The 23304-nt window shown below is 67.6% G+C and carries 24 protein-coding genes; 15 read left to right on the forward strand and 9 right to left on the reverse strand.

What is annotated here, in order from left to right; genetic code table 11:
- Positions 1–19: 19 nt before the first annotated feature.
- The 5 genes from sctR to sctU form a co-directional block, all read right to left on the reverse strand.
- Positions 20–673, reverse strand: coding sequence for a type III secretion system export apparatus subunit SctR (gene sctR, locus BLA15945_RS11575; protein WP_059241449.1), 654 nt, complete (start codon positions 671–673; stop codon positions 20–22).
- On the reverse strand, positions 657–1976 hold the full coding sequence (gene sctQ / locus BLA15945_RS11580; RefSeq protein WP_174992392.1) for a type III secretion system cytoplasmic ring protein SctQ: 1320 nt from the start codon (positions 1974–1976) through the stop codon (positions 657–659). Before sctQ ends, sctR begins: the two co-directional genes overlap by 17 nt.
- A gap of 84 nt (positions 1977–2060) precedes the next feature.
- Positions 2061–2657 carry a type III secretion system protein SctP gene (gene sctP / locus BLA15945_RS11585; protein ID WP_174992393.1) on the reverse strand — a complete coding sequence of 199 codons (597 nt, stop codon included), beginning with the start codon at positions 2655–2657 and terminating at the stop codon, positions 2061–2063.
- Positions 2658–2663: 6 nt separating this feature from the next.
- A complete protein-coding gene (sctV, locus tag BLA15945_RS11590; RefSeq protein ID WP_174992394.1) occupies positions 2664–4781 on the reverse strand; it encodes a type III secretion system export apparatus subunit SctV in 2118 nt (705 codons plus the stop codon).
- A gap of 22 nt (positions 4782–4803) precedes the next feature.
- Positions 4804–5886 carry a type III secretion system export apparatus subunit SctU gene (gene sctU, locus BLA15945_RS11595; protein WP_059241455.1) on the reverse strand — a complete coding sequence of 361 codons (1083 nt, stop codon included), beginning with the start codon at positions 5884–5886 and terminating at the stop codon, positions 4804–4806.
- Between the two features lie 267 nt (positions 5887–6153).
- Here sctU and BLA15945_RS11600 point away from each other — a divergent pair, with 267 nt between their 5' ends.
- The 11 genes from BLA15945_RS11600 (at position 6154) to BLA15945_RS11650 (ending at position 17329) form a co-directional block, all read left to right on the forward strand.
- On the forward strand, positions 6154–6747 hold the full coding sequence (locus tag BLA15945_RS11600) for an HrpB1 family type III secretion system apparatus protein (protein ID WP_059241456.1): 594 nt from the start codon (positions 6154–6156) through the stop codon (positions 6745–6747).
- Between the two features lie 48 nt (positions 6748–6795).
- Complete coding sequence (locus tag BLA15945_RS11605) at positions 6796–7185, forward strand: hypothetical protein (RefSeq protein WP_059241459.1); 390 nt, start codon at positions 6796–6798, stop codon at positions 7183–7185.
- Between the two features lie 59 nt (positions 7186–7244).
- Entirely contained in the window at positions 7245–8006 is a 762-nt protein-coding gene (sctJ, locus tag BLA15945_RS11610; RefSeq protein WP_155627374.1) for a type III secretion system inner membrane ring lipoprotein SctJ, read from the forward strand.
- A 69-nt stretch (positions 8007–8075) separates the two neighbouring features.
- Entirely contained in the window at positions 8076–8843 is a 768-nt protein-coding gene (locus BLA15945_RS11615) for a type III secretion protein HrpB4 (RefSeq protein WP_174992395.1), read from the forward strand.
- Positions 8828–9832: a type III secretion system stator protein SctL gene (gene sctL / locus BLA15945_RS11620; RefSeq protein ID WP_174992396.1), complete on the forward strand. Its 1005-nt coding sequence runs from the start codon at positions 8828–8830 to the stop codon at positions 9830–9832. Before BLA15945_RS11615 ends, sctL begins: the two co-directional genes overlap by 16 nt.
- A complete protein-coding gene (gene sctN / locus BLA15945_RS11625; protein WP_174992397.1) occupies positions 9823–11238 on the forward strand; it encodes a type III secretion system ATPase SctN in 1416 nt (471 codons plus the stop codon). The genes sctL and sctN overlap by 10 nt, the downstream gene beginning before the upstream one ends.
- Entirely contained in the window at positions 11238–11735 is a 498-nt protein-coding gene (locus BLA15945_RS11630; protein WP_174992398.1) for a type III secretion protein, read from the forward strand. The genes sctN and BLA15945_RS11630 overlap by 1 nt, the downstream gene beginning before the upstream one ends.
- Positions 11732–12547: a type III secretion system export apparatus subunit SctT gene (gene sctT, locus BLA15945_RS11635; protein WP_174992399.1), complete on the forward strand. Its 816-nt coding sequence runs from the start codon at positions 11732–11734 to the stop codon at positions 12545–12547. Before BLA15945_RS11630 ends, sctT begins: the two co-directional genes overlap by 4 nt.
- Positions 12548–12762: 215 nt before the next feature.
- Positions 12763–14235, forward strand: coding sequence for a helix-turn-helix transcriptional regulator (locus BLA15945_RS11640; RefSeq protein ID WP_174992400.1), 1473 nt, complete (start codon positions 12763–12765; stop codon positions 14233–14235).
- Between the two features lie 61 nt (positions 14236–14296).
- Positions 14297–16126: a type III secretion system outer membrane ring subunit SctC gene (gene sctC / locus BLA15945_RS11645; RefSeq protein ID WP_174992401.1), complete on the forward strand. Its 1830-nt coding sequence runs from the start codon at positions 14297–14299 to the stop codon at positions 16124–16126.
- 138 nt (positions 16127–16264) lie between these two features.
- Positions 16265–17329 carry a hypothetical protein gene (locus tag BLA15945_RS11650; RefSeq protein ID WP_174992402.1) on the forward strand — a complete coding sequence of 355 codons (1065 nt, stop codon included), beginning with the start codon at positions 16265–16267 and terminating at the stop codon, positions 17327–17329.
- On the opposite strand, the gene BLA15945_RS11655 is transcribed toward BLA15945_RS11650, so the two are convergent.
- The 3 genes from BLA15945_RS11655 to BLA15945_RS11665 all read right to left on the reverse strand — a co-directional run bounded on the left by BLA15945_RS11655 (position 17326) and on the right by BLA15945_RS11665 (position 19662).
- Positions 17326–18111 (reverse strand): response regulator transcription factor, encoded by a 786-nt coding sequence (locus BLA15945_RS11655; RefSeq protein ID WP_226196035.1) that lies wholly within the window; start codon positions 18109–18111, stop codon positions 17326–17328. The genes BLA15945_RS11650 and BLA15945_RS11655 overlap by 4 nt on opposite strands.
- A gap of 402 nt (positions 18112–18513) precedes the next feature.
- Positions 18514–19143: a DUF3455 domain-containing protein gene (locus BLA15945_RS11660; RefSeq protein ID WP_174992403.1), complete on the reverse strand. Its 630-nt coding sequence runs from the start codon at positions 19141–19143 to the stop codon at positions 18514–18516.
- Positions 19144–19212: 69 nt separating this feature from the next.
- The gene (locus tag BLA15945_RS11665; RefSeq protein ID WP_081052154.1) at positions 19213–19662 is read right to left on the reverse strand and encodes an HrpB1 family type III secretion system apparatus protein; all 450 of its coding nucleotides are present in this window, start codon (positions 19660–19662) and stop codon (positions 19213–19215) included.
- Positions 19663–20073: 411 nt separating this feature from the next.
- Here BLA15945_RS11665 and BLA15945_RS11670 point away from each other — a divergent pair, with 411 nt between their 5' ends.
- The 4 genes from BLA15945_RS11670 (at position 20074) to BLA15945_RS11685 (ending at position 21895) form a co-directional block, all read left to right on the forward strand.
- Positions 20074–20706, forward strand: a complete 633-nt coding sequence (locus tag BLA15945_RS11670; RefSeq protein ID WP_155627328.1) for a hypothetical protein — start codon at positions 20074–20076, stop codon at positions 20704–20706.
- 187 nt (positions 20707–20893) lie between these two features.
- Complete coding sequence (locus tag BLA15945_RS11675) at positions 20894–21067, forward strand: hypothetical protein (RefSeq protein ID WP_155627329.1); 174 nt, start codon at positions 20894–20896, stop codon at positions 21065–21067.
- A 28-nt stretch (positions 21068–21095) separates the two neighbouring features.
- On the forward strand, positions 21096–21461 hold the full coding sequence (locus tag BLA15945_RS11680) for an HrpB1 family type III secretion system apparatus protein (protein WP_059241476.1): 366 nt from the start codon (positions 21096–21098) through the stop codon (positions 21459–21461).
- 8 nt (positions 21462–21469) lie between these two features.
- Positions 21470–21895 carry an N-acetyltransferase gene (locus BLA15945_RS11685; protein WP_059241478.1) on the forward strand — a complete coding sequence of 142 codons (426 nt, stop codon included), beginning with the start codon at positions 21470–21472 and terminating at the stop codon, positions 21893–21895.
- Positions 21896–21951: 56 nt separating this feature from the next.
- On the opposite strand, the gene BLA15945_RS37650 is transcribed toward BLA15945_RS11685, so the two are convergent.
- Complete coding sequence (locus BLA15945_RS37650; RefSeq protein WP_233464200.1) at positions 21952–23070, reverse strand: hypothetical protein; 1119 nt, start codon at positions 23068–23070, stop codon at positions 21952–21954.
- Positions 23071–23304 lie beyond the last annotated feature (234 nt).

Consider the following 23304-nt stretch of genomic DNA (forward strand, 5'->3'; position numbering starts at 1 on the left):
CGATATCGATTGCGGCGCGCTACCGGTAGGTCAGCACGAGGCCGTGGATCAGGGTCGACCAGCCATCCATCACGACGAACAGCAGCAGCTTGAACGGAATCGCGACGTTGGTCGGCTGCACCTGGTTCAACCCCATCGCGAGCAGCACGTTGGCGATGATCAGGTCGACCACGATGAACGCCACGTAAAGCAGGAAGCCAATCTTGAACGCTTCCGTGAGCTCGGTGAGCGTGAACGCGGGCGCCAGCACGAACAGGTCGGTGTCCTTCAGTTCGCTCGCGACATCCTTCGGCCAGACCATCGCCGCCGACCGGACGAAGAAGCGCCGCTCGCGCTCGTGCGCGTGGGCTTCGAGGAACTTGCGGAACGGTTCGCGCGCGGCGCTGAACGCCTGCATCACCGCCTGCGAACTCGATGCGCCCGCGACCGGGTCGCTCGGCAGGTTGCGCGACGCGGCGATCGCGACCGGCGCCAGCACATACGCGGACACCAGGATCGCGATGCCGTTGAGCACCATGTTCGGCGGCACCTGCTGCACGCCGAGTGCGTTGCGCAACAGCCCGAGCACCACCACGATCTTCATGTAGCAGGTGACGACCATCGCGATGAACGGCACGATGGTGATCGCGATGACGACGAGCAGCAGCCCGGTGAGGTCACTGTACTGAACCATCGCCGTGCGCCATCCGCAGGATTCGAACACCGAGACGATCGGCGACCGCGATCAGCTCGCCATGACCGATCGTCTGTCCGTGGGCCACCAGCCTGATCTGTGCGTCGGACACGCGCGTATCGAGCTCGATCACGTAGCCCGGCCGCAGCGACGACAGTTGCGCGAGCGGCAGCGCGACGCTGTCGAGTTCGAACTGCACGGGCAGGTCCAGCTCGCCGATGTCGACGGGGTCGTCCTGGAAATCGTCGGCGAGCGGCGGGTGCGCGTCGTCGGGGTAGTGCAGATCGTCGGTCATGACGGGGTCCTCGCTGATGACAAGCCGGCTGCCGTCGATTTCGACGCCGGTGCAAAGCCGGGTCAACCCCGGCGTCCCCCACGCGGCGCGCGCGAGAAATGTGTCGCCCCGGGCCAGCGCGGTTTCGACATGCGTCGGCATCGTGCGCAGCAATACGTCGCCGGGGCGCAGCGCCTCGAGCGCGGCGATCGCGATGCGGCGCGCGCCGATCGTGATGCGGCCCGGCATGCGCAGCAGCGGATGGAGGCCGCAGGTGGAGCCCGCTCGCGCATGCGGCGCGTCCTGCGCCGGAGCGTTGGAGGAGCGGCCTGCCTGCATCGACGACAGACGCCGTTCGAGCAGCGCGAGCGTCGCCGCGCCGATGTGCAGCGTCGCGTCGTGACGGTATCCGTCGACCGTGACGGCCACCTCGGCGACGAGTCGATCGGCATCGGTGCCGGTGCCGGGCGCGTTGCGGCCGGCGTGCTGCTGGCCGTGCCGCGCGGCGGCCGCGCCGCCGGTTCGCAGCACGTCGGCGACCCGGCACGTGCCGATACCGGTTTCGAGCAGACGCTCCGTGAGTGGCGCCAGCAGCACGCCGGCGATCGATTGCCGCAGCGCCTGGACCGTGCCGGCGTTGGCAGCCGGTGCCGATCCGCGCGAATCGGACGCGAGCGCCTGCAATGCCGGATAGCGCGCCAGATCGACATCGACCGCGAGGCTTCCCGTGACATGGGCGAGAACGATCCGGCCCGGTTCGTCGCGATGCGTGTCCGGATCGGCCGCCCGCGGCGCGGGTGTCAGCCGCCATCCGGTAACGCCGCCGAATTGCGCGACCAGCGCGTCGACACGCGCGTCGAACAGCACCAGGCTCGCTTGCGCGGCGGCCGGCGTGATCCGCGACAGGCCGCGTGCAAGCGCATCGGCGGGCAGCGCCGGCGCACGGGCGTCGGTTGCGGCAAGGGCGGGCGGCCGCTGCGAAGCGCCGCCGGTGATGCCGTCATTCAGCAATGCCGTTTCGTCGAGCACGATGCGATCGAGGGTTGTCCGTTCAGGCGGTGTCGGAGTGTTCGTCTGCAGATGTGCCGCAAACGAGCCGCGCTTCATGTCGCGTCACCCGATGACGATCTCGATCTGCCGCGGTTCGCCCCATGCGTCGAGGAGTCCGGTCAGTTCGCGATCCAGGAGGCGACTGTGTTGCCAGAGTAGCTGTCTGCTCGACGGGTCTTGCGCGTCGAAACGAAGCTGCAGACAGAGAGGCGAAAGCGACAGGTACAGCGTCGTGTCCGGCAGCACCGCCGGGTCGAGCGGCAGGCACACATCCCAGCTGCCCGATTGCGCGATCGTCCGGTTCGCGCAGAACTCGGCGATCTCGCGCGCGATATGCGCGGTCAATTCGATGAACCGGTTCTGTTGCCGGTAGACGGCGTCGACGACCGGCGCGCTCGCCGCGCCGATCCGCTCGGCCAGCGAGGCGCCTGCGCGCGCATCGCCTGGCGCATCGCCGCGGGTATCCTCGTCGGCACCGGAATCCGGTGCGTCGTACGCATCGTGCCCGTCGTCTTCGGATGCCGCGCCGTCCACGCGCGGCACGGCACGCCGGCGCAGCAGCGCCGCGTAATCGAAGCGGCGCGCGCGGCGCGCACCCGGCGCGTCGACAGGGTCGGTCGCGGGCGGGATGATCCGGGCGGGACGGTGGATCCTGGACATCGCGCGTTACAGCATCACGCGGCCGAGCGGCTGCAGATCGACATGCGAGCCCAGCTCCTGATACGAGTAGACCGGCAGCCAGCCGAGCTGCGCTTCGATCATGCGCCGCACGTAGCGCCGGATATCCATCGACGTCACCAGCGCAACGCCCGTGCGCGGCACCGGGCCGACGAAGGACTGGATGCTGTCGACCAGGAACTTCGCTTCTTCCGGCGGCAGCGCCAGATAGTTGCCGGTCGGCGTCTGCTTGATCGCCTGGCGAATATGCTGCTCGACCGGCATGTCGAACAGCACGGCCGGCAACTGCTTCGCGCCGTTGGCGGCACGATGCGCGAGGAAGCGCGACAGGTCGCCGCGCACGTATTCCGTGAGCATCAGCATGTCCTTTTCCTTCGGCCCCCATGCGATCAGGCTTTCCATGATGTTGCGGGCGTTGCGGATCGACACCTGCTCCTCGAGCAGGCGCCGGAGCACGTCGGCGATCCGCTGCGGCGGCAGCACCTTCTGCACTTCGGCCACGAGCCCCGGGTATTCGCCACCCATCTGGTCGAAGATGTACTGCACCTCCTGGACGCCGACGAACAACGCCGCATGCTGCCGCAGCAACGCGACCGACGCATGCGCGATCAGCTGCTCCGCGCGCCATACGCGGGTCTTCGCGGGCACCGACTTTTCGTCGATCCAGTAGGTTTGCGGGCCGTTCGCGACGAGCGGCATGCCGACGTCGCATTGCGCGATCATCGCGCTGGCGGCTTCGTTGTCCACGGTCTGCGGATCGCCGGGTTCCGGTCCGCGCGCGGCCGCCGCGCCGAGATCGGGCAGCATCACCTTGCCGGCCGGCAGGTCGAGCGACAGTTGCGGCACGTCGTGCATCAGGAATTCGCAGCTCGACGGCGGCACGCGGTCCGACACCCAGATCGTGATGCCCGGAAACGGCAACCCGAGTTCCTCCTGCAACAGCGCGCGCTCGGCTTCGAACGCGCGGTCGAGCGCCGGCTGGTTGATGCGCACGACCAGGTCGGCGGAAATGCGCACGCCGAGCGGCGCGGCGAACGCGGGCGCCTGCGGCAGGATCGCGGGCGAGACCGTTTTCGCGCCGGCCCGCTGCATCGAGCCGAGCGGTTCGTCGACGGACGCGCCGCGCGACGGCTTGCGCTTGCCGAGCCGGTATGCGGCGAAGCCGAGCGCGCCCGACAGCAGCAGGAACAGCGGCCACGGAAAGCCCGGCACCGCCGCGAATGCGAGCAGCAACAGCGACGCGAACGCCAGCGCGCGCGGGCTGGCCGCGAGTTGCCGGCCGATCTCGGCGCCGAGCGACAGCGATTTGCCTTCGCGCTCGTCCGACACGCGCGTGATCATCACGCCGGCCGCGACCGACAGCAGCAGCGACGGGATCTGCGACACCATCGCGTCGCCGATCGACAGGATCGAGAAACGGTTGGCCGCTTCGCCCGCGGTCATCCCGTGATACGCGACGCCGACCGCGAGGCCGGCCACGATGTTGACGACCGTGATGATCAACCCGGCAATCGCATCGCCCTTGACGAACTTCATCGCACCGTCCATCCCGCCATGCAGCGCGCTTTCGAGCGCGAGCGTCGCGCGCTTGTGACGCGCTTCGTCGGGCGTCAGGTTGTTCGCGCGCAGGTCGGCGTCGATGCTCATCTGCTTGCCGGGCAACGCGTCGAGCGTGAACCGCGCGCCCACTTCGGCAACCCGTTCGGAACCCTTCGCGATCACGATGAACTGCACGACCGTGATGATCACGAACACGACGATCCCGACGACCAGGTTGCCGCCGACCACCAGCTGGCCGAAGCTGTCGATGATGTCGCCGGCCTCCGCGTGCAGCAGGATCGACTTGGTCGACGCGATGTTCAGCGACAGGCGGTACAGCGTCGTGAACAGCAGCAGCGTCGGAAATGCGGACAGCGACACGATGCTCGGCACGTACAGCGTGATCATCAGCAGGGTCGCGCTGATCGCGAGGTTGAAGCTCAGCAGGATGTCGATCAGCAGCGTGGGCAGCGGCAGGATCATCAGCGAGATCATCGCGACGATCAGCGCGAGCAGCGCGATTTCTCCGCCGGCGGGCAGTTTCAGCGACTTGAGCAGGGTAGCCATGTGACGTAACCGGTTGCGTGGATCAGTGCGCGTCGGCGCGGGCGTCCGCATCGGGCCGGCCGCGGGCCGTGCCGAGCGATTCGACCCAGCGCAGGATCACGGCGACCGTCTCGAACAGTTCCTCGGGAATCGGCGCGCCCAGCTCGACCTTGTAGAGCGCGCGCGCAACGGGCGGGTTGCCGACGATCGGCACGTCGGCCAGCTGCGCTTCCCGGCGCAGGCGCGCGGCCTGTGCGTCGAAGCCTTTCGCGATGATCACGGGCAGCGGGTTTTCGTCGGGCGCATAGCGCACGGCGACCGCATAGTGGGTCGGGTTGACGACCATCACGCTCGCCGCGCCGACCTTCGGCCGCGCCGGGCCGTTCGACAGTTCGCGGGCGATCCGGCGGCGCTCGCCCTTGATGACCGGGTCGCCTTCGTCCTGCTTGTGCTGGCGCTTGACCTCGTCCTTGCTCATCTTCTTGCTGCGGATGAACAGCCAGCGCTGCAGTTTCACGTCCGCCGCGCCCATGATGATGAACACCAGCGCGGCCACGCCGAACAGCTTCAGCACGATGACGGCGAGCAGCCTCGACAGTTGCGGCAGCGGCTGGTACAGCGAACCGGCCACCATCGGCATGACCGCGTCGATGGTGCGCCACATCACGAACGACACGATCAGGCCCTTGACGATCATCTTCAGCAGATCGATCAGCGTCCGCACCGAAAAGATCTTCTTGATGCCGGCCACCGGGCTGACCGCGCTGAGCTTGAACGCAACCGGCTTCATCGACACCTGGAAGCCGACCTGCGGCGCCAGCGCCACCACGGCGGCCACGAGCGCGGCCGCGACCGGCACCAGCACGGCGCCGGCCAGCCGGGCGCCCATCTGCTGCAATGCGACCGCCAGCGTGACCATGTCGTGGCCGGACGACACGAAGCCAAGCGCGATATGCAGCGACGAGCGCGTGGCGTCGACGATCATGTCGCCGCACGCGAGCAGCACGATCGCGCCGGTGGCGAGCAGCGCGCCGTCGATCAGGTCGCTGCTTTTCGACACCTCGCCGTCGCGGCGCGCGTCGCGCAGCTTCTTGTCGGTTGGCTGTTCGGTTTTCTCGTCGCTCATCGCGGGCCTGGGTCGGGATCCTGCGTCGATCATAGAGGCCGGCCCGCCGGGCTGCCGGGCAGGCACGAAGCGCTCCGTGCGCAAACGAAGCGGGCTGCGGCGGCCGGGCCGGGCCGGCGGGATGCGTACCCGGCTTCGTTTGCGCACGGAGCGCTTCGCGTCGTCCGCCGGCCACGCGGCACCCCGTTGCTATGGTGGGATGGTCCGTCGGCAACGCCACGCGTCTGCCGCAACGGCGGTTGCCCGTATCCATGGAGAGTCAACGTCATGCTCAACAGCCAGCCTGCGCCGTCTTCCGCGAACGCGCTTCCCGACTATCTGCAATGCAGCCACGACGTCGTGTGCGGCCTGATCGATACCGTATCCGCCGCGCTGTTCGCCCATTTTCCGAAGGCAGCCGGCGACACGCTCGATGCCGAGCTCGTGCTGGATGCGCTGCGCGTGTTCCGCCCGGCCGTGGCGGAGATCGGCATGCTCGACGGCGTGCTGCACATCGTGCACGGACGCTGGACCGACGCGGAGCACGCACTGAGCACGGTGATCGATCTGGCGCCGGATTTCGTCTACGCAAAGGCGATGATGGCCTATTGCCTCGCGTCGACGGGCGAGCCGGGCTGGCGCCAATGGGCGCATGGCGCGCTCGAGTCGAAGCCGAACCGCGAGGCGCTGCAGCTGATACGCGCACTCGAGGCGCGCGAGGACCTGAACCACGCGATACGCGACTACCGCGGCGGCGAATTCCGGATTCCGGAGTCGTGCCAGCCGTCCCCGGTCGCCGTGCACGCCGACCCGGCACGGCAGGACGACAGCCGGGCCGCGCCGCCCGCAGCCGGCCCGCAGCTGAATTACCTGCGCGCCTGACCGATGCCGCTCCCGGCGGCGTTCCACATCGCAGAACGAGGAGGGTGAATGAGCCAAGCCATCGCAAGCCAGATGATCGACGCGGCATTGACCGATATCGCGCAGGGCGGCGACGCGGCCAGCGCCGGCGCCGCGGCAAAATTCCAGGCGCTGATGAACCAGCCGCACCTGGTTCCACCCGGCACGCATCACGACGGCGCCGACGGCGGCAGCGTGATCGCCCAGATGCTGACCACGCACGACGCGGCCGCGCAGCATGCGATGGACCGCGTCAGCCAGTTTTCGGAGCAGAGCGCCCACATGGACGTGAAGCAGGTGCTCGCCGAATCGGCCGATGCGGCAATGGAGATGTACCGCGTGCAGTTCGACTTCCAGGCGAAGATGAGCGTGGTGTCGTCGTCCCGGTCGTCGGCCGAAACGCTGATGAAGAACCAGTAGCCATGACGCGCCGGACAGGATGGAAGCGCGACGCGGCGCGGCGGGCCGGCATTGCCCTGATGGTGGCCGGCTGCGCGCTGCTGGCGTCGTGCAAGAAGGAGCTGTACGCGAACCTCAGCGAGCAGGACGTCAACGAGATGGCGGTCGCGCTGCTGGAGCGCGGCGTGAGCGCGGACAAGGCGAGCGCGGACGGCGGCAAGACCTACGTGCTGCAGGTCGAAAGCAGCGACATGGTGCGCGCGATGCAGATCCTCAGGATGCGCGGCCTGCCGCGCAGCAAGTTCGACGATCTCGGCAACCTGTTCAAGAAGGAAGGCCTGGTGTCCACGCCGACCGAGGAGCGCGTGCGCTTCATCTACGGGTTGTCGCAGGAGCTGTCGGCCACGTTGTCGCACATCGACGGCGTGATGTTCGCGCGCGTGCAGATCGTGCTGCCGAACAACGATCCGCTGGCCCAGCAGGTGAAACCGTCATCGGCGGCGGTGTTCATCAAGTACCGGCCGGAATCCGATATCGACGCGCTCGTGCCGCAGATCAAGAACCTCGTCGTGCACAGCGTCGAAGGGCTGTCGTACGACCAGGTGAGCGTGACCGCAGTCGCGGCCGAGCCGGTGGAAATCGCGGCCGCGACGCCTGCGCAGGCGCATCCGCTGCGCTGGCTCGCTGCGGGCGGCGCCGTGCTGCTGCTGGCGATCGGCGGCGCGGCGGCGGCCATGCGGCATCGCGTGCTGAAGCAGCGGCTCAAGCCGGCTGCCGACGTGCTGGGCGACCGGATCGCCGGCTTCGCGTCGCTGCGCCGCAAGCGCGGTTCGCAGGCGTGACCGTGACGTGCCGGCCGCCGTGCGCGACGGGGCGTGCCCGGTCGTGATCCTGTCTTGTCGATGAATGCGATGACCGATCTCTCGTATCGAATGGCCGCGGCCGCGCTGGCGGCGTGGCAGCGCAACGCGCGGAGCGCGCTGCAATGGGCGCATCCGTCGTGGCTGGCCGGTGCGCTCGGTATCGACGCGGCCGCGGCCGATGGGTTGGCGCGCGCGTTGGCCGCGCCCGACGGCTCAGCGGATGCGGGCAGCGGCGCGGCGATCCGCCTGCGTATGCGCGTCGATGCCTGTTCGCTGGCGCTGCTGCGCTGCGTCGGGCTGCCGCTGCCGGACATCCGGGCCGTCGTCGGTCCGGGGGCGCTGCGCGTCGACGCGTTGCCGCCGGCGACCGGCTTGCGCGTGTTGCGCATTCGCGCGCTGCGGTTCCGGCGCGGCGAGATCCGGCGGATCGTCGACAAGCGCATGCGTGCGCGCGTCGCCGAATGGTCGGGACTCGCGCTCGACCGGCTGATCGCCGAGCAGCCGGGCAAACGGCACGCGATTCCCGACATCGAACAGATGGCCGGGCGCGTGCCGGTTCCGCCCGTCACGGCAGTCGATGGCGATGCGCTCGCGCTGGAAGGGCATGCGCTGATCCGGCGCGACCTGGGTCATGCGCATTCGCCGTGCCCGTTGCTGCGTCTCGCACTGCCGGCCGACGCCCACGCGTTGCGCGCCGCGGGCGCGTCCCCTCACTGGGTCGACCGGATTCCGGCCGACCTCGACCGGCACGGCACCGACGCGCTGTTTGCCGAACTCCCTCATCTGTTGCCGGAGTACGCATGGTTATCTGGCTGAGCAAGCCGCGACAGGCCGATTCGTCAGCGGAAGAGTCGTACCCGCGGTTCGGTGCGCAGGGCGACATCCTGCCGCGTGAAACGTTCGGCACGCTGGTCGACATCGAAACGGCCTACCGGCAGGCCGGCGAGGATGCGCGCGCCGAGCTGGATGCCGCGCGCGAAGAGGCCCGGCGCATCGTCGCGGCCGGCCGTGCCGACGCGGACGCGTTGCGGGACGCCGCACGCGCGGAGTTCGCATCGGCCGCGCAGCGCGGTTTCGAGGAAGGCACCGCGCGCGGCGCGGCGGACTGGCTCGTCAACGTCGCCCAGGCAGGCAGCGACGCGCGGGCGGCGCAGGAGCGGATGCGCGCCCGCATGGCCGAGATCGTCGCCGTCGCGGTTGAGCAGATCGTGCGCAGCGAAGGCGCGAGCGCGCTGTTCGAGCGGGCGCTGTCGGCCGTCGACCGGATCGTCGAAGGCTCGACCTGCCTGCACATCGCGGTTCATCCGGACGATCTCGACGATGCGCGTGCCGCGTTCGACGGGCTCGCGAGCCGCTGGCGCGAACTCGGGCGGCCATTGCCGGTCACCGTGGCCGCGGATCGGCGGCTCGCACGCGGCAGTTGTCTGTGCGAATCCGACGTCGGCCTGATCGACGCAAGCGTGTCGACCCAGTTGCGGACGATGCGCGCGGCCATCGCCCGGGCGCTGAAAGCATCCGTGCAGGACGCCGGCGGCCCTACCGGTGACGATCCGGTTGCCGCGTACGACGACCGCAACGACGATGACGGCAACGGCAACGGCGACGGCAACGGCAACGGCAACGGCAACGGCAACGGCAACGGCGATGGCGACCGCGACGGCGATGGCAACGGCGATGGCAACGGCGACGGCGATGGCGACGGCGCAATGCCGGACCCGGTCGGTATGCCGGCAACGGGCGGCGCGGACGATCCGGCGCCGCCCGTTGCCGGCGCGCAAGCGGAAGAGGCGGGCACATGGCGCTGACCGACCTGCCCGAAGAGGCGACGGCCCACACCGCCGGCAAGCGCATCGCCCCCGTGCGGGACACGCGGCTGCGCGACCTGACCGATGCGATCGAGCGGGAACTGCGCGCGAGCGTGCGCGTGCATCAAAGCGGCAAGATCACGGAGGTGATCGGCACGCTCATCAAGGTCGCGGGCCTCGACCTGCAGCTCGGCGAGCTGTGCGAACTGCGCACGCCGGACGGCACGCTGCTGCAGCACGGCGAAGTGATCGGCTTCACGCGCGACCATGCGCTCGTGTCGCCGTTCGCGCGGCTCGCGCAAATCTCGCGATCGACGCGCGTCGTGGGGCTCGGCCGGCCGCTTTCCGTCAAAGTGGGCGACGGCCTGCTCGGGCGCGTGATCGACAGTCTCGGCGAGCCGATCGACGGGCTCGGCCCGCTCGGCATGGACGACGCGCCGGCGCGGCCGATCTTCGCGGATCCGCCGAGCCCGATGACGCGCCGCATGATCGAGGACACGATGCCGACCGGCGTACGCGTGATCGACGCGATGACGACCTTCGCGGAAGGCCAGCGGATCGGCATCTTCGCGCCGGCGGGCGTCGGCAAGAGCACGCTGCTCGGCATGCTCGCGCGCGGCGCGCAGTGCGACATCAACGTGATCGCGCTGATCGGCGAACGCGGGCGCGAAGTCCGCGAGTTCGTCGAGCTGATTCTCGGCCCGCACGGCATGGCGCGCTCGGTGGTGGTCTGCGCAACGTCCGACCGCTCGTCCATCGAGCGCGCGAAAGCCGCCTATGTCGCGACCGCGATCGCCGAGCATTTTCGCGACGAGGGCAAGCGCGTGTTGCTGATGATGGACTCGTTGACGCGGTTCGCGCGCGCCGGCCGCGAAATCGGTCTCGCCGCCGGCGAGCCGCCCGCGCGGCGCGGCTTTCCGCCGTCGATCTTCGCCGAGCTGCCGCGCCTGCTCGAACGCGCCGGCATGGGCGAAACCGGCTCGATCACCGCGCTGTACACGGTGCTCGCGGAAGACGAAACGGGCAGCGACCCGATCGCCGAGGAAGTGCGCGGCGTGCTCGACGGCCACCTGATCCTGTCGCGCGAAATCGCGGCGAAGAACCGCTATCCGGCCATCGACGTGCTGGGCAGCCTGTCGCGCGTGATGCCGCAAGTCGTCGCGCCCGGCTATCTCGCGGCGTCGACCCGGCTGCGCGAATTGATGGCCCGGTACCGCGACGTCGAGATGCTGTTGCAGGTCGGCGAATACCAGCCCGGCTCGAATCCGCTGTCCGACGAAGCCATTGCGAAGATCGACGCGATCCATGCGTTCCTGTCGCAGCCCACGGATCACTATGCGGACCCCGCCGATACGGAAATGGCGATGATGCAGCTCGCGCAGCCCCGCGCCGGCGGCGCGTACTGATGCGCACGATCTCGCGCCGGATCGCCGCGCTCAAGCGCGCGGGCGCGCGTCGCGAGCGCATGGAGCCCGAGCTGCGCGGCGCGCTCGACGCACACCGGCGCGAGCACGCGGAACTGCAGGCGTGCGTCGAGCGCACGATGGCCCGCCTCGCGGAACTCGACGCGATCGCCGCGCAGCAGCGCGCGCGGATCGCCGGCATGATGACCGGCACGGCGCCGTTCGCGATCGACGATTTCGACGGCTGCCGCCGCTACCTCGAAGTGATCGAAACGCAGGCGCGGGCCACGCAGGCGGAACTCGACACGCATCGCGACGCGATGGCCGCGAAGGACGAACAGGTCGCGCAGGCCCGCCGCGCGATCGCGCAGAACCGCGGCCGCATCGACCTGTGCCGCACGCGCACGACGCAGCTCGAACGGTCGCTCGACCGGATCGAGCTCGACGCCGAGGACGAAGCGGCGGAAGAACTGGCGCTGGCGCGCCGCGGCCGCGCATGAACGACCAGTTTCTGCAGATCGGCCCGCAACTGGTCCAGGACCTGACGGTGCTGGGCGTGTGTTCGATCCGTCTGCTCGTGATCCTGACGCTGTTTCCGCCGACCGCCGACGGCATCCTGCAGGGGCCGTTGCGCAACGGCGTCGCGCTGATCTTCAGCCTCTACATCGCCGTTGCGCAGCCGGCCGGGTTCGCCGGATCGCTCGCCGGTACGGGGCTGATCGTGGTCGCCGTGCGCGAAGCGCTGATCGGCACCGTGCTCGGGTTTGCCGCCGCGACGGTGTTCTGGGTCGCGGACGCCGCCGGCACCTATCTCGACAACCTCAGCGGCTACAACAACGCGCAGCTGACCAACCCGATGCGCTCGGAAAAATCGACGCCGTCGGGCACGCTGCTCAGTCAGGTCGCGATCGTTGCCTTCTGGTCGCTCGGCGGCATGGAATTCCTGTTGCAGGCGTTGTTCGAGTCGTACCGCTGGTGGCCGGTAGCCGCGCAGACGCCCGTCGACATGAATTTCCTCGAGATGTTCGCGATGCACCAGACGGATACGCTGATGCAGATGATCGCCAAGCTCGCCGCGCCGATGGTGTTCGTGATGGTGCTGATCGACCTGGGTGCCAACCTGGCATCCAAGTCCGCGCAAAAGCTCGAGCTCAGCGCGCTCAGCCAGCCAATCAAGGGCGCGGTCGCGGTGCTGATACTCGCGCTGTTCTGCGGCATTTTCGTCAACCAGATCCACGATCAGCTCGATCTGCGCCTGTTCGCCAGCCAGATGCGCGCCATCGCGCACGGAGCAGGCCAGGCTGCCCGCTAGATCCTCCGCAACGCACCGGAACTTCAACACTCCTCAAATCGGATCGCGGCGTTAGGTTTGTTGAATGTTCAACAAATCTTCCTCGTCTACATTACTTCCATGGCGCTGGCACGCTGCACGACGTCCCGCATGAACGGGCGCGCGCGGCACGCCGGCGGCGGGTGTCGATCATCGTTTCAGGTCGATGCTCACGATAAACCGATATGGAGTCCGATATGTTTTCAAGCCTCTATTTTCCGCTTGTTTCGGTGCTCGCCTGTCACGACGCGCAGCCCGACCATCTCGACATGCTGCTCGACGGCAGGATCGCGGAGACGATGTCGTACACGAGCCGCTGCGCCGAGCAATGCGATCACGACGAGAGCGGCGCATCGGGCTGCATGCAGATCCAGGCCGATCTGCAAACCATGCTCGGCATCGACGAGGATGCGGAGGATTCGTACCGGGAAGCGCAGAAGATGATCCGCTCGTCCCGCCGCGACCTGCGCATCGCATCGTGCCGCAATGCCGGCTGGCAGGCGTTTTTCCGTCACCGGCTCGGCACCGCGATGTCGTGCTTCATGTCCATCGTCGACGATCCGAGGCTCGAACCGCGCCAGTCGATGGAAGGGCGCTTCGGCGCACTGTGCGTGCTGCTCGAACTGGGGCAGTTGCACGAGGCCGAAGGGTTGCTCGTCGAACTCGAGGTCATGCTCGATGAGCAGACCGCGAGCGGTCAAGCCGCGTTGCCGCAGCTGCCGGTGTGGCGCGAGCTGATCGATACGCTGCGTTACGACCTCGGCGTGCAGAATGCGCTGCGCACGGCGGCGCAGCTTTCCGATCACGTGTTCTGGCAGTCGGGCCTGGCGGCGCGGCCGGCAGCCGGGAAGCGCACGCACGTGCCCGATGCCGGGCCGTTTTCAGCGCTCGCCGCTCGCGTGCGCTCGCCGTTGCTGCGCAGCCGGATCGATTACCTGGATCACCTGCAGCGTCTTGCCGCCGGGCAGCGCGAAGCGTCGCCGGCCGCGGTTGCGCATCTGAACTGGGCGATGGCGAACGGCCTCTATGCGTATCAGTACGCGGTGCGGATCGAGATCGCGTTCGCGAGCCTCGCCGGCGGTGCGCCGCAGCTCGCGGAAACCATGCTTGCGCCGCTCGCCGCCGACCGGCGCGCCGCGCAAGGCCGCTGGAAACTGGAGTCGCTGTACTGCCTCGCGAAGACGCGCGCCGCGCAGGGGCGCGACGCCGATGCCGCGCAGCTGTACAGCCGTTATGCCCTCGTCGCGATGCAGTGCCTGCGCGACGCGTCGGCGGTGCTCGCGCCGTTCGCGCATCGGGCGAAGCGCGTCGCCGAGCAGCTCGACGATGTCGGCGCGCGATTGCCGGCGAAGTACCGGCGCGCCTATCGCTACCTGATGGAAAACCTCGAACGTAGCGATCTGTCGGTGCGCGAGGTGGCGGCCGAGATCGGCGTGACCGAGCGTGCGTTGCAGAGCGCGTTCAAGAACAGCCTCGGCTCGACGCCGACCGAAATCATCCGTCAGAAGCGCATGGAGCGGATTCGCGCGGAACTCGAAAGCGACACCGTGCTCGGCACGCCGAGCGTACTGTTTGCCGCAGCGCGTTGGGGGGTGCAAAGCCGCTCGACGCTGGTCAACGGGTACCGGCGCCAGTTCGACGAAGCGCCGTCGGACACGCTCAAGCGCTGAATCCACCGAGGCCATGCCATCCGTGCGGGCCCGATCACCTTCAAATCAGACGGCAATCCACATGACAGTCACTTCGCGTCGCAATCCGTGGGGACGGCGCTTCGCCGCCAGCCTCAAGCTGTGCCTGGTCCTTTCGCTCGCCATCGGCGATGGCGCGCGCCCCGCGATGGCGGCCGACGTGCCGTTCCGCACGTCGGCCGTGCATATCCAGGTGGAAGGCAAGGACCTGAAAGACGTGCTGCGGGATTTCGCAGCGAGCCAGGGGGTCGTCGCGTCGGTGGCCGGCGACGTGCATGGCGCGGTATCGGGACGCTTCGACATGTCGCCGCGGCGCTTTCTCGACACGCTGGCATCGACGTTCGGCTTCGTCTGGTTCTATGACGGCAGCGTGCTGTCGATCAGCAGCGCCAGCGACGTGACGCGCCGCGTGATTCATCTCGACTTCGCCGGCACGCGGGAGCTGCGTTCGACGCTCGCGCAGATGGGGCTCGAGAACAAGCGTTTCCCGGTGGTCTACGACCCGTCGATGGGCGCGGCGCTGGTCACCGGCCCGAGCCAGTACGTCGCGCTGGTCGACAATCTCGCGTCGCGCCTCGATCAGAACGCGAACCGGCGGGTTGGCACCGAAGTGCGGATCTTCCCGCTGAAACACGGCTGGGCGGCCGACCACGACGTCGTGATCGACGGCAAGACCGTCACGGTGCCGGGCGTCGCGCGCGTGCTGGCCGACATGTATCACGCGGGCGGGGACGATGCGAACGGGAACCCGGGGCTCGGCGCGAGCGCGATGACGCCCGGCATGGAACGCCAGACGCCGATGACCGACGCGGCAGGCGGTACCGGCGGCGGCTCGCCGTTCAGCGGCGCCGGCGGCGGCGGGGTCAACCCGCCGTTGCCGGCCTTCTTCGGGCGCGGAGCGGGCAGTGCACCGCAGTTCGGCGCGCAGCCGCCGGCGCAGGGCCGCACGGCGGACGGCGGTTATGCGAACGCCGGCGGCGGCACGGGCGCGGTGCCGGCCGGCGCCGGCATGCTGCCGGTGATCAAGGCCGATCCGCGCACGAACTCCGTGTTGATCCGCGACCTGCCGCAGCGGATCGGCCAGTATCGGCCGCTGATCGATCAGCTCGACGTGCGGCGGCGGCTGGTCGAGATCGAAGCGCACATCATCGAGATCGACGATACGGCGCTGCGGCAGCTCGGTGTCGACTGGCGTGCGCACAACAGCCACATCGACATCCAGACCGGCACCGGCTCGACCTCGGCCAACAGCTATGCGAACGGGCAGTTGAACCCCGTCTTCACCGGCACCGATTCGAGTGGCGGCACGCTGCTGAACGCGACACCGGCCGGCCTGTCGCTGACCGCCGTGCTCGGCGACGCCGGGCGTTACCTGATGGCGCGCGTCAACGCGCTCGAGGACAGCAATCTCGCGAAGATCGATGCCAGCCCGAAGGTCGCGACGCTGGACAACGTCGAAGCCGTGATGGACAACAAGAAGCGCTTCTATGTCCGCGTGCAGGGGTATACGTCGGGCGACCTGTATGCGATCTCGACGGGCACGTCGCTGCGCGTGCTGCCGATGGTCGTCGACGAGGACGGGAAGACCCAGATCAAGCTGCAGGTCCACGTCGAGGACGGCATGACGACACCGCAGAAGGTCGACAACATTCCGGTCATCACGACCAGCACGATCAACACCGAGGCGGTCGTGTCGCAGGGAGAAAGCCTGCTGATCGCCGGCTATCGCGTGGACAATACGTCGAACGGCGAGAGCGGCATTCCGGTGCTGTCGAAGATCCCGCTGCTCGGCGGCCTGTTCCGCTATCGCGAGAACCAGCACAGTCACATGGAACGGCTGGTGCTGCTGTCGCCGCGGCTGATCGAGTTCTGACGGCCGGCGCCGGGCGGGGCGGCACGCGCTGCCGCCCCGCGATTGCGCGATCCGGGACATTCGCTCGCGTGCTGCCGCTTCGGCTTGCTCCCTGCATGATCCAATCCGGTATGCCAACCGCCGTGTTGATTCCCAGCCATGCCGACCTCTGTCGATTCGAAGTCTTCGCCGCCGATTCTCCCGTCACAGGTTGACGACGGGAGCGAGGCCGATCAGCGTGTGAAGTCCGGCGGCGCAACCCATGCGTCGCCGCACGGGCCGCTTGGCGGCCTGACCAGGTACAAGGCGAACCTTGCCGGTCTGCCGGCCGAGATCCACCAGGCGATTGCCGGCCAGTTGCCGATGGCGGACCTGTCCAGATTGTCGCGAACCGCGCGCACACTGCATGAGCGGTTGGGCGGCGCAGTCCGGGCATTCGCTTCGTTGCGGAAGGAGATTGACGACACGTCGGATCTTGCGGGCCTGCACCGGTTGACTTCGCGCGTCGCCGCGGAAGTGGTCGGGGAGGGGAAGCCGGCCATCCGTCAGTCGCACGCGGGCGAACGGCAGCCGCTGTTCTTCGTGATCGGCGAGCGAATGTACGTGGCCCTGAAGCACATCGTCGACATGCCGCCGGAACAACGCGCCGGCATGCCGCCGGAACAACTTGCGGCGCAATTCGGGCAATACATCGCGGGTTTCAGCCAGATGCGGCCGCCCGAGCTTGCAGAGGCTGGTGTGTACTACGCGGCAGCGTCCATCGTGAACGCTTTGCCGAGAGGCGCCCAGCAAGCCGTTTTCGAGCGCGCTCTCGCCGCGGCGCGCGCTTTCCCGCCGGAGCACCGGAGCCGCATCCTGATCGCGCTGACCGAGGCCACTTTCCGAAGTCCCGATCCGGTGAGCGCCGACTCGCTTCGCGATGCACGAACGAACACGATCACGCTCGCGAACAGTACCGACGGCATGGCGCCGGCCCAACTCAAGCCGATCGTCGAACGGCTCGCGAACCATTCGAAGCTCTTCCTGATGGCGTCGGAGGGCGGCGACTGGCAGTCTCCATTCAATGCGATCGTCGATGCATCGAGCCGGCTGGCGCCGGACGACCGGCAGGCGGTCGACACCCTGTTGAACGATTCGCTCGACAAGATCGAGTCGAACATCGACCCCGCCGGCATCGACGCCGCCCGCCAGCGTCTGGCCATGCTGACGCCGCCCGCCGCCTAGGTATTGCACGCGGCCTCGCTATCGCTCGTCAGCAGCCGGGACGGCGAGGCCGCGGGCGTACGGAGCAACCGCGCCTTGGCCGGCTCGACGACCTGTTCCATGACCCGCTCGACGACCCGCTCGATCCGGTAGCCGTGCGCGTACATCGTACGCAGGACGATGCCGCACGCGCCGTCGAGCAGCAGCTTCTTGCGCAGCTTGTAGATGTGCTGCTCGAGCGTGCGTCCGACGATTTCCTCGGAACTGCCCCACACGGTCGCGGCGATCGCGCGCCGTGTCACGTAGTTGCCCTGCTGCGAGAACAGCACCCACGCGATCGCAAATTCGCGGGTGGTCAGGCGTACGCCCTTGCCGTTCATTTCCACGCTGCCGTTGCGGCGGCTCAACCGGTAGATGCCCATGCCGATCTCGTCGCCGGCCGGTTGCGGCTTGCCGGATTCCGCGGGGCCGCCGGTGAATCGATGCACCGCGAGCAGGACGCGCAGGCGCAGCTCGCGCGGGTCGACCGGCTTCAGCACGATGTCGTCGGCGCCTGCGCTCAACGCGGCGATCGCCCGGTCGTGCGCGAAGAAATCGCCGATCGCGATCAGCGGCGCGCGCCGGTCGCCGAAACACGCACGCCGTGCCAGGACCGGATGGGACGCGTCCATGCCCGCAGACGCGTCGAACACGATCGCGCTGAACTCCTCCCGATGCAACGCACGCGCCAGATCGACGTCCTCGCGATAGCGCGTGCAGATCACGTTATCGCCGACCAGGCAGGTTTGAATCAGATGAAACAACGCCGAATCGTGGGTATAGATTGCCAGTTTCAATGGGCACCTCGCGAAGACATCTCTCTCTCTTTTACTTGGATGCCCGGGAGGGTACGACCGCGTCCGTCCCGGCCCACGAAAGGTAGGGGGAGGCCCTCGCTAGATGCGTAACATTTTGTTAAATAACCGCCAGAATGACGCGGCGAGGACGGAAGCCGTGCGTTTCTTGAAAAAATGATCGGAACAATTGGGTCGTATTGGGCGATATTGCGCGACGATTCCCGGTTTTTAGCAACACCCAATATTTGGTCAATTGCTCGATTGACGAACAAAATGTCAGACGAATCGGCCGTGCGGGCCTTGTGCCGCAAGGACTTCCGAGAAATCTTACAGGCCGTAAAGTCACGGGTGACTTTGATTGAGGATTGGTCAGTGGTCTGGAATCGGTACCGTCCCGTTTGCCGGTCCAGCGGGCGCATGCCACGGCGGCGGCATCGCGCCGATGCGACCGGATCGCGCCGGCGCATTCGATGTGGCGACGGCGGATGCGCTGTAGATCAGATAGGTCGCCCCATAGGGCACCAGCAGCGTGCTGCCTTCGCGATCGCACAGCGCATCCGACGGCAGGCCGCCGCGGGTGTCGACCTGCTGGATGATCGACGTACGCGTGAAGCGCCCGGTGCGCGTCGCGCTGCCCGGCCGGTGACGCGCGACGTAGCGTGTCCAGACGGGGGTGCCGGCCGTGACCTGCGCGACCGCGTCCGTGCGGACGACGACGTAGCTGCTGTCGTAGGCCGTGAAGTAGCCGCCCGGTGCGACGGTGCCGACGCTCTGGCGCTGCCGGTCGACCAGCGTCGCGAGATCGCCTTCACGCGCCCACAGGCGCACCGCGCCGTCGCGACGGCATTCATAAACGGTCTGGCCGCGTGCGGTCAACACCTGGTCGAGATGCTGGGCCGGGCCGGCCCGCAGCATGGCCGGCAGATCGTCATCGGCCGGCAGGACCGGGGCAGACGCGCAGGCCGCGAGCGTGACCAGCGCGATCGCCGACGCCAGCATGCGTGTTGCTCGCGATTCGATGAAGCGTGAGGACGGGGGCGGGAACATTCGGTTCGTGCCTGCCGTGAATCAGGCGGCCTGCACGCGGTTCGAGCTCAGCGCTTCCATCACCCGGGTGTACGCGTCGGTGCTCCGGTAGCCGGCCGGCTGATCGTCGCTCGCCGCTGCGAGAAAGCGGTCGACGATCGCGATCGCGGTCGGGTGGCCGTTCGCCAGCACCGCGCGGGCGCACCGCTGCCATTCGATATCGCCGAGCATGTACAGGCACCAGCTCTGCAATGCCCAGGAAATCGGCCCGCCGTCGCCGCGCTCGTCGATCTGCCGCAGCACTTGCGACGCTGCGAGCCAGTTCGACGAGCCGATCTCGAGCCGCGCTTCGCAGATGTCGCCGGTCGTGCCGTGCGGGTGCAGCACGCGCAACGCCGGCAGCATCTCCTCGAGCTCGGCACGCGAACCGCAGCGCACGCCCCAGGAAAACATCGTCAGCAGGATATTCGACACGATTTGCGGGTTCGACATGAGGTGTGCTCCGAAGACGTAGTGAGCGTCGCAGCCGGATCCGGCGGACGAACGGGGCGCGTCGATGCGCCGATCGCGCAGCCATGACGGCAACGGGATTGTCGGCGATGCCGCGGGCGCGCCCTCCGGCGTGCGCGAAGCGCTGAATGGGGCGACGAATGTTGCGCGGCGATGAACGGTTGCGCTGCGCGTCGCGACGGGGCGCCGGTCACGCAGCGCGCACGTCGATACGTCGTCGGGCGCCGCCGGGCGCGTCGCCGGAAGGCTGGCCGATTCGGTTCGCGTGACGCGGCTTCGCACCGCTCATCCGGTTCGCGGATGCCTGCCCATAGTCTGACGGTGGATCGGACCGTACGCGAGCGCGCGCCCGATCCGTCTTGGCGATCCACACTTTTCACCGGGAGCAAACACATGAACGACATTACTTCAGGTTGTCTGAGCTCACTCTTCGGCTGTTCATCGACCCAGTCGCCGCAAGGCATGTCCAATGGCGGGAACATGGGGGGTATCGGGCTCCTGCGGAAGCTGAAACAGGACATCGAGAAACTGATCACCGACATGCTCGGCATGAACGGCGGCGCAGACGGCAACACGGGCGGCGTCGACGACAGCATGGGCGGCAACTACGGGAACGGGATGCCGCAGCGTGACGGCGCCATGAACGGGAACAACTTCCAGACCGGTGGCGACTACGGGAGCGAGGTACCGGGCGACGACTTCGGGCAAAGCCAGGGGCAGGGGCTGCGCGACGTCAAATTCAACTCGCCGGCCGGCGGGGAGGCACTGCACCTCAAGATGGACCAGAACGGGAATCTGTTCAACGGCAGCGGCAATTCCGTCGGCCGTTACGATCCGCAGACCCGCCAGCTCTCGTTCAACTCCGGTGCGGGAAAGGAAATCGAACGGCTCATGACGGGCGGCCGAAACATGCTCGGCGTTCCCGACGAATTCGCCCCGAAGAAGGGCCCCGGCGGCAACGCGGTCTTCTCGCCGTCGCAGTTCACCATGAGCGTCGGCGACCTGAACCAGAAGGCCGATTTCTGACCGGACCCGCGGGGAAGCCAGTCGCACCGGCAACGCGCCTGCACACGTTCGCTTTGCCATACGCCGTTTCGGATCCGCGGGTGCCCGGCATGTCGCCGGGCCCTAGTCTTTTCATTGCGATCTGGCAGAGCGAGATACCGCCAGAGTTCGCATCAATCAGGCATCACACTGGAATCAGGAGAGTCACATGGGCGCAATTGCAGAAATCGGATCGAAAGTGATCGGAGCCATCGGCGGGATCGGTGGCCAGGAAGGAGGCGGCGGCTCGTCGCCGGTCGACGCGCTGATTCATAGCCTGCTGGGGGGCGGCCTGAAGGCGCTGGAACCTCAGCCTTCCGCCAGCAAGGATTCGTCTTCCTGAACGATTCAATTCCCTGAAAAGGACGCTCATGCAACCCGACCATGAAGAGGTGTCCCGGCTGGGACGTGCGTTGATCGACAGCATCATGGAGGATCGCTTCGACGAAGCCGAGAGTTTGCTGGAACGGCTGTGCGTCGCGCATCCCGCCGCCCGGTCCCAGGTGATATTTCCGGTCGCCATCGCGATCCGGCGCGGCCGCCCGCAGGATGCACTGCATCTCGTCAACGGGTTGCATGAGAACGACCGCCCGGATCTGAAGGCGCTTTGCCTGCATGCACTCGGCGATCCGCTGTGGCACGGCTATGCGCTCGAGCATCAGGACAGCGAGGATCCCGACATCCGCAAGACCATGCGCGGCCTGCTCGAGATCGAACGGCAGGCCCACGGCGTCTGAGCCGCGCGATGAAGCGATTCCGACTGGCAGACCGCGCGGACCTGGCGGTCTTTTACGAGGCCGATGCTGCCTGCTTTCGCGCCGCAGGCAGGGAGGACATGCTTCAGCTCGTCAGCAAGGACGTGTTCGTCTCTCACTACAGCGGGTGCCCGTCCATCGGTTTCGTCTGCGACGGCAACGCGATCGGCGGCATCATCCTCGATCGCGATCATGCGCACCTGGCCGTGCTGCCCGATTACCACGGGCGGTGGGCCATTCTCTGGAAGCCCGCGCTCGAATGGTTGTTCCGCATGACGCCGGAGGCATGGGGGATCGTGGAAGCCGACAATCGCGTCTGCCTTGAATTCATGACGCGCAACGGCTGGACCGGGGTGCCGGCCAGCGACGGCAGGATCGTCTTTCGCATCACGCCGCGCACGTCGCGGCGACCCTGACCGGCGCCTGCCTGATCGCACCGTTCACGGATTGCCGTGGCAATCCGGTGGTGCGATCAGATATTGTCGAGCACACTGAAGACCTTGTCCGCCGTCTGCTTCGCATCCTTTCCGAGGTTGCTGTTCTCGATCGCTGTCTTGGCTTCCGACACGCCCACGTTCTTGATGACCGTGAGGATTGCCGATACCGGATTGAGACGGCCTTTCGTGATGATGTCGATGACGCTCTTGCCGATGGCCTTGAAGAAGGCGCCGATATACTTGCCGGCCTGCTCGAGCCCCCACTGCAGATTGTCCTTGTTGGTGCCGTCGAGATTCACGTGGGAATCGTTCGTCTCGTCGAGCTTGTGCCCCGTCTTCTCGAGGTGGGCCCAGCCGCCTCCCGGATGCCCGCCGGCGCCGACCACGTCCTGCAACAGTCCCGCTTCCGTGCCGTGACGCGCGTCGCCGTCTTTCGTGAAGCCGTCGATCTTGCCGTTGCCGACCTGCGATGGATCGCGCGCGTCGCCGTTCCGGTTTGCCGAACTCTTGATGTTCGTGAGCAACGCGGCCGCCTTGAACGCCTGGTCGGGATCGTTGTACATGTTGCCGCCGACGAACTTGTTCAGGTTGTCCTTGATGCCCCCCTGGTTGCCCAGGTTTTTCAGCAGCGGGTTGTCGTCGATGATCTGCTGGGCCGTTCGGTTGTCGCCAGGCGGCCGCTTCGTCTGGTCGTTCGGCGCCTGTGTCGCGTAGGGCGCCATCCGGGGATCCGGAGACGCGGCACACGGCTTCTGGTTTTCGGCGGGCGCGGGTGAGGCGGCAGATGTCGTCGTGTCCGTCACGGTCTGCGTCTGCGCGAAATTGACGGGAAGGTCGACCGGCGTCGGCGATACCGACGCCTGCCGGTATTGGCCCTCGGGAATCGGCGGCGACGAGCCGCCCGACTCGGTGGCAAGCAGTGACTCGATGTCCTGCAGGATCGCCTTGATGACGGACGAAATGTCGGCGGGTTTGCCGGTCTCGCCGTTGCGAAACGTTGCGCCGATCGAAACCGGATCGGGGTACCGGGTCGAAATCATTACGCCTCCGTGAGCGAAGTCTGCGCACCGAACGCCGCCCCTCGCCGTTCGGTCGCCGGACGCGTCGATGCCGCGCTGCAGCGGCGTACCCGCCAGATGCAGCGCACGGTTCAAAGACTAGCCGGGCGCGACGCAGGCCGCGCGCGTCACGCGAACATCGGTGCGGAAATCCGAACGTCCAGCCGTGTCATGGCGCGAGCCTCGGCGCATTCGACAGTCATGCCGGTCAACGCAATCAAATCGGTTTCCTTAATAACTGGATGGTTCGACAGAATTCATGCCGGCGAGTCACGTCAGTTTCATGTCCGGTAGCGATAGTAGGCGTATCCCATTACGTGACCGCTCCAG

The sequence above is a fragment of the Burkholderia arboris genome (assembly GCF_902499125.1).
Classification (GTDB): domain Bacteria; phylum Pseudomonadota; class Gammaproteobacteria; order Burkholderiales; family Burkholderiaceae; genus Burkholderia; species Burkholderia arboris.

What these genes read in the sequence shown, in the direction of transcription:
- sctR (WP_059241449.1), bottom strand. Translation starts at nt 673, where the DNA reads ATGGTTCAGTACAGTGACCTCACCGGGCTGCTGCTCGTCGTCATCGCG.
- sctP (WP_174992393.1), bottom strand. Translation starts at nt 2,657, where the DNA reads ATGTCCAGGATCCACCGTCCCGCCCGGATCATCCCGCCCGCGACCGAC.
- sctV (WP_174992394.1), bottom strand. Translation starts at nt 4,781, where the DNA reads ATGGCTACCCTGCTCAAGTCGCTGAAACTGCCCGCCGGCGGAGAAATC.
- sctU (WP_059241455.1), bottom strand. Translation starts at nt 5,886, where the DNA reads ATGAGCGACGAGAAAACCGAACAGCCAACCGACAAGAAGCTGCGCGAC.
- BLA15945_RS11600 (WP_059241456.1), top strand. Translation starts at nt 6,154, where the DNA reads ATGCTCAACAGCCAGCCTGCGCCGTCTTCCGCGAACGCGCTTCCCGAC.
- BLA15945_RS11605 (WP_059241459.1), top strand. Translation starts at nt 6,796, where the DNA reads ATGAGCCAAGCCATCGCAAGCCAGATGATCGACGCGGCATTGACCGAT.
- sctJ (WP_155627374.1), top strand. Translation starts at nt 7,245, where the DNA reads ATGGTGGCCGGCTGCGCGCTGCTGGCGTCGTGCAAGAAGGAGCTGTAC.
- BLA15945_RS11615 (WP_174992395.1), top strand. Translation starts at nt 8,076, where the DNA reads ATGACCGATCTCTCGTATCGAATGGCCGCGGCCGCGCTGGCGGCGTGG.
- sctL (WP_174992396.1), top strand. Translation starts at nt 8,828, where the DNA reads ATGGTTATCTGGCTGAGCAAGCCGCGACAGGCCGATTCGTCAGCGGAA.
- sctN (WP_174992397.1), top strand. Translation starts at nt 9,823, where the DNA reads ATGGCGCTGACCGACCTGCCCGAAGAGGCGACGGCCCACACCGCCGGC.
- BLA15945_RS11630 (WP_174992398.1), top strand. Translation starts at nt 11,238, where the DNA reads ATGCGCACGATCTCGCGCCGGATCGCCGCGCTCAAGCGCGCGGGCGCG.
- sctT (WP_174992399.1), top strand. Translation starts at nt 11,732, where the DNA reads ATGAACGACCAGTTTCTGCAGATCGGCCCGCAACTGGTCCAGGACCTG.
- BLA15945_RS11640 (WP_174992400.1), top strand. Translation starts at nt 12,763, where the DNA reads ATGTTTTCAAGCCTCTATTTTCCGCTTGTTTCGGTGCTCGCCTGTCAC.
- sctC (WP_174992401.1), top strand. Translation starts at nt 14,297, where the DNA reads ATGACAGTCACTTCGCGTCGCAATCCGTGGGGACGGCGCTTCGCCGCC.
- BLA15945_RS11650 (WP_174992402.1), top strand. Translation starts at nt 16,265, where the DNA reads ATGCCGACCTCTGTCGATTCGAAGTCTTCGCCGCCGATTCTCCCGTCA.
- BLA15945_RS11660 (WP_174992403.1), bottom strand. Translation starts at nt 19,143, where the DNA reads ATGCTGGCGTCGGCGATCGCGCTGGTCACGCTCGCGGCCTGCGCGTCT.
- BLA15945_RS11665 (WP_081052154.1), bottom strand. Translation starts at nt 19,662, where the DNA reads ATGTCGAACCCGCAAATCGTGTCGAATATCCTGCTGACGATGTTTTCC.
- BLA15945_RS11670 (WP_155627328.1), top strand. Translation starts at nt 20,074, where the DNA reads ATGAACGACATTACTTCAGGTTGTCTGAGCTCACTCTTCGGCTGTTCA.
- BLA15945_RS11675 (WP_155627329.1), top strand. Translation starts at nt 20,894, where the DNA reads ATGGGCGCAATTGCAGAAATCGGATCGAAAGTGATCGGAGCCATCGGC.
- BLA15945_RS11680 (WP_059241476.1), top strand. Translation starts at nt 21,096, where the DNA reads ATGCAACCCGACCATGAAGAGGTGTCCCGGCTGGGACGTGCGTTGATC.
- BLA15945_RS11685 (WP_059241478.1), top strand. Translation starts at nt 21,470, where the DNA reads ATGAAGCGATTCCGACTGGCAGACCGCGCGGACCTGGCGGTCTTTTAC.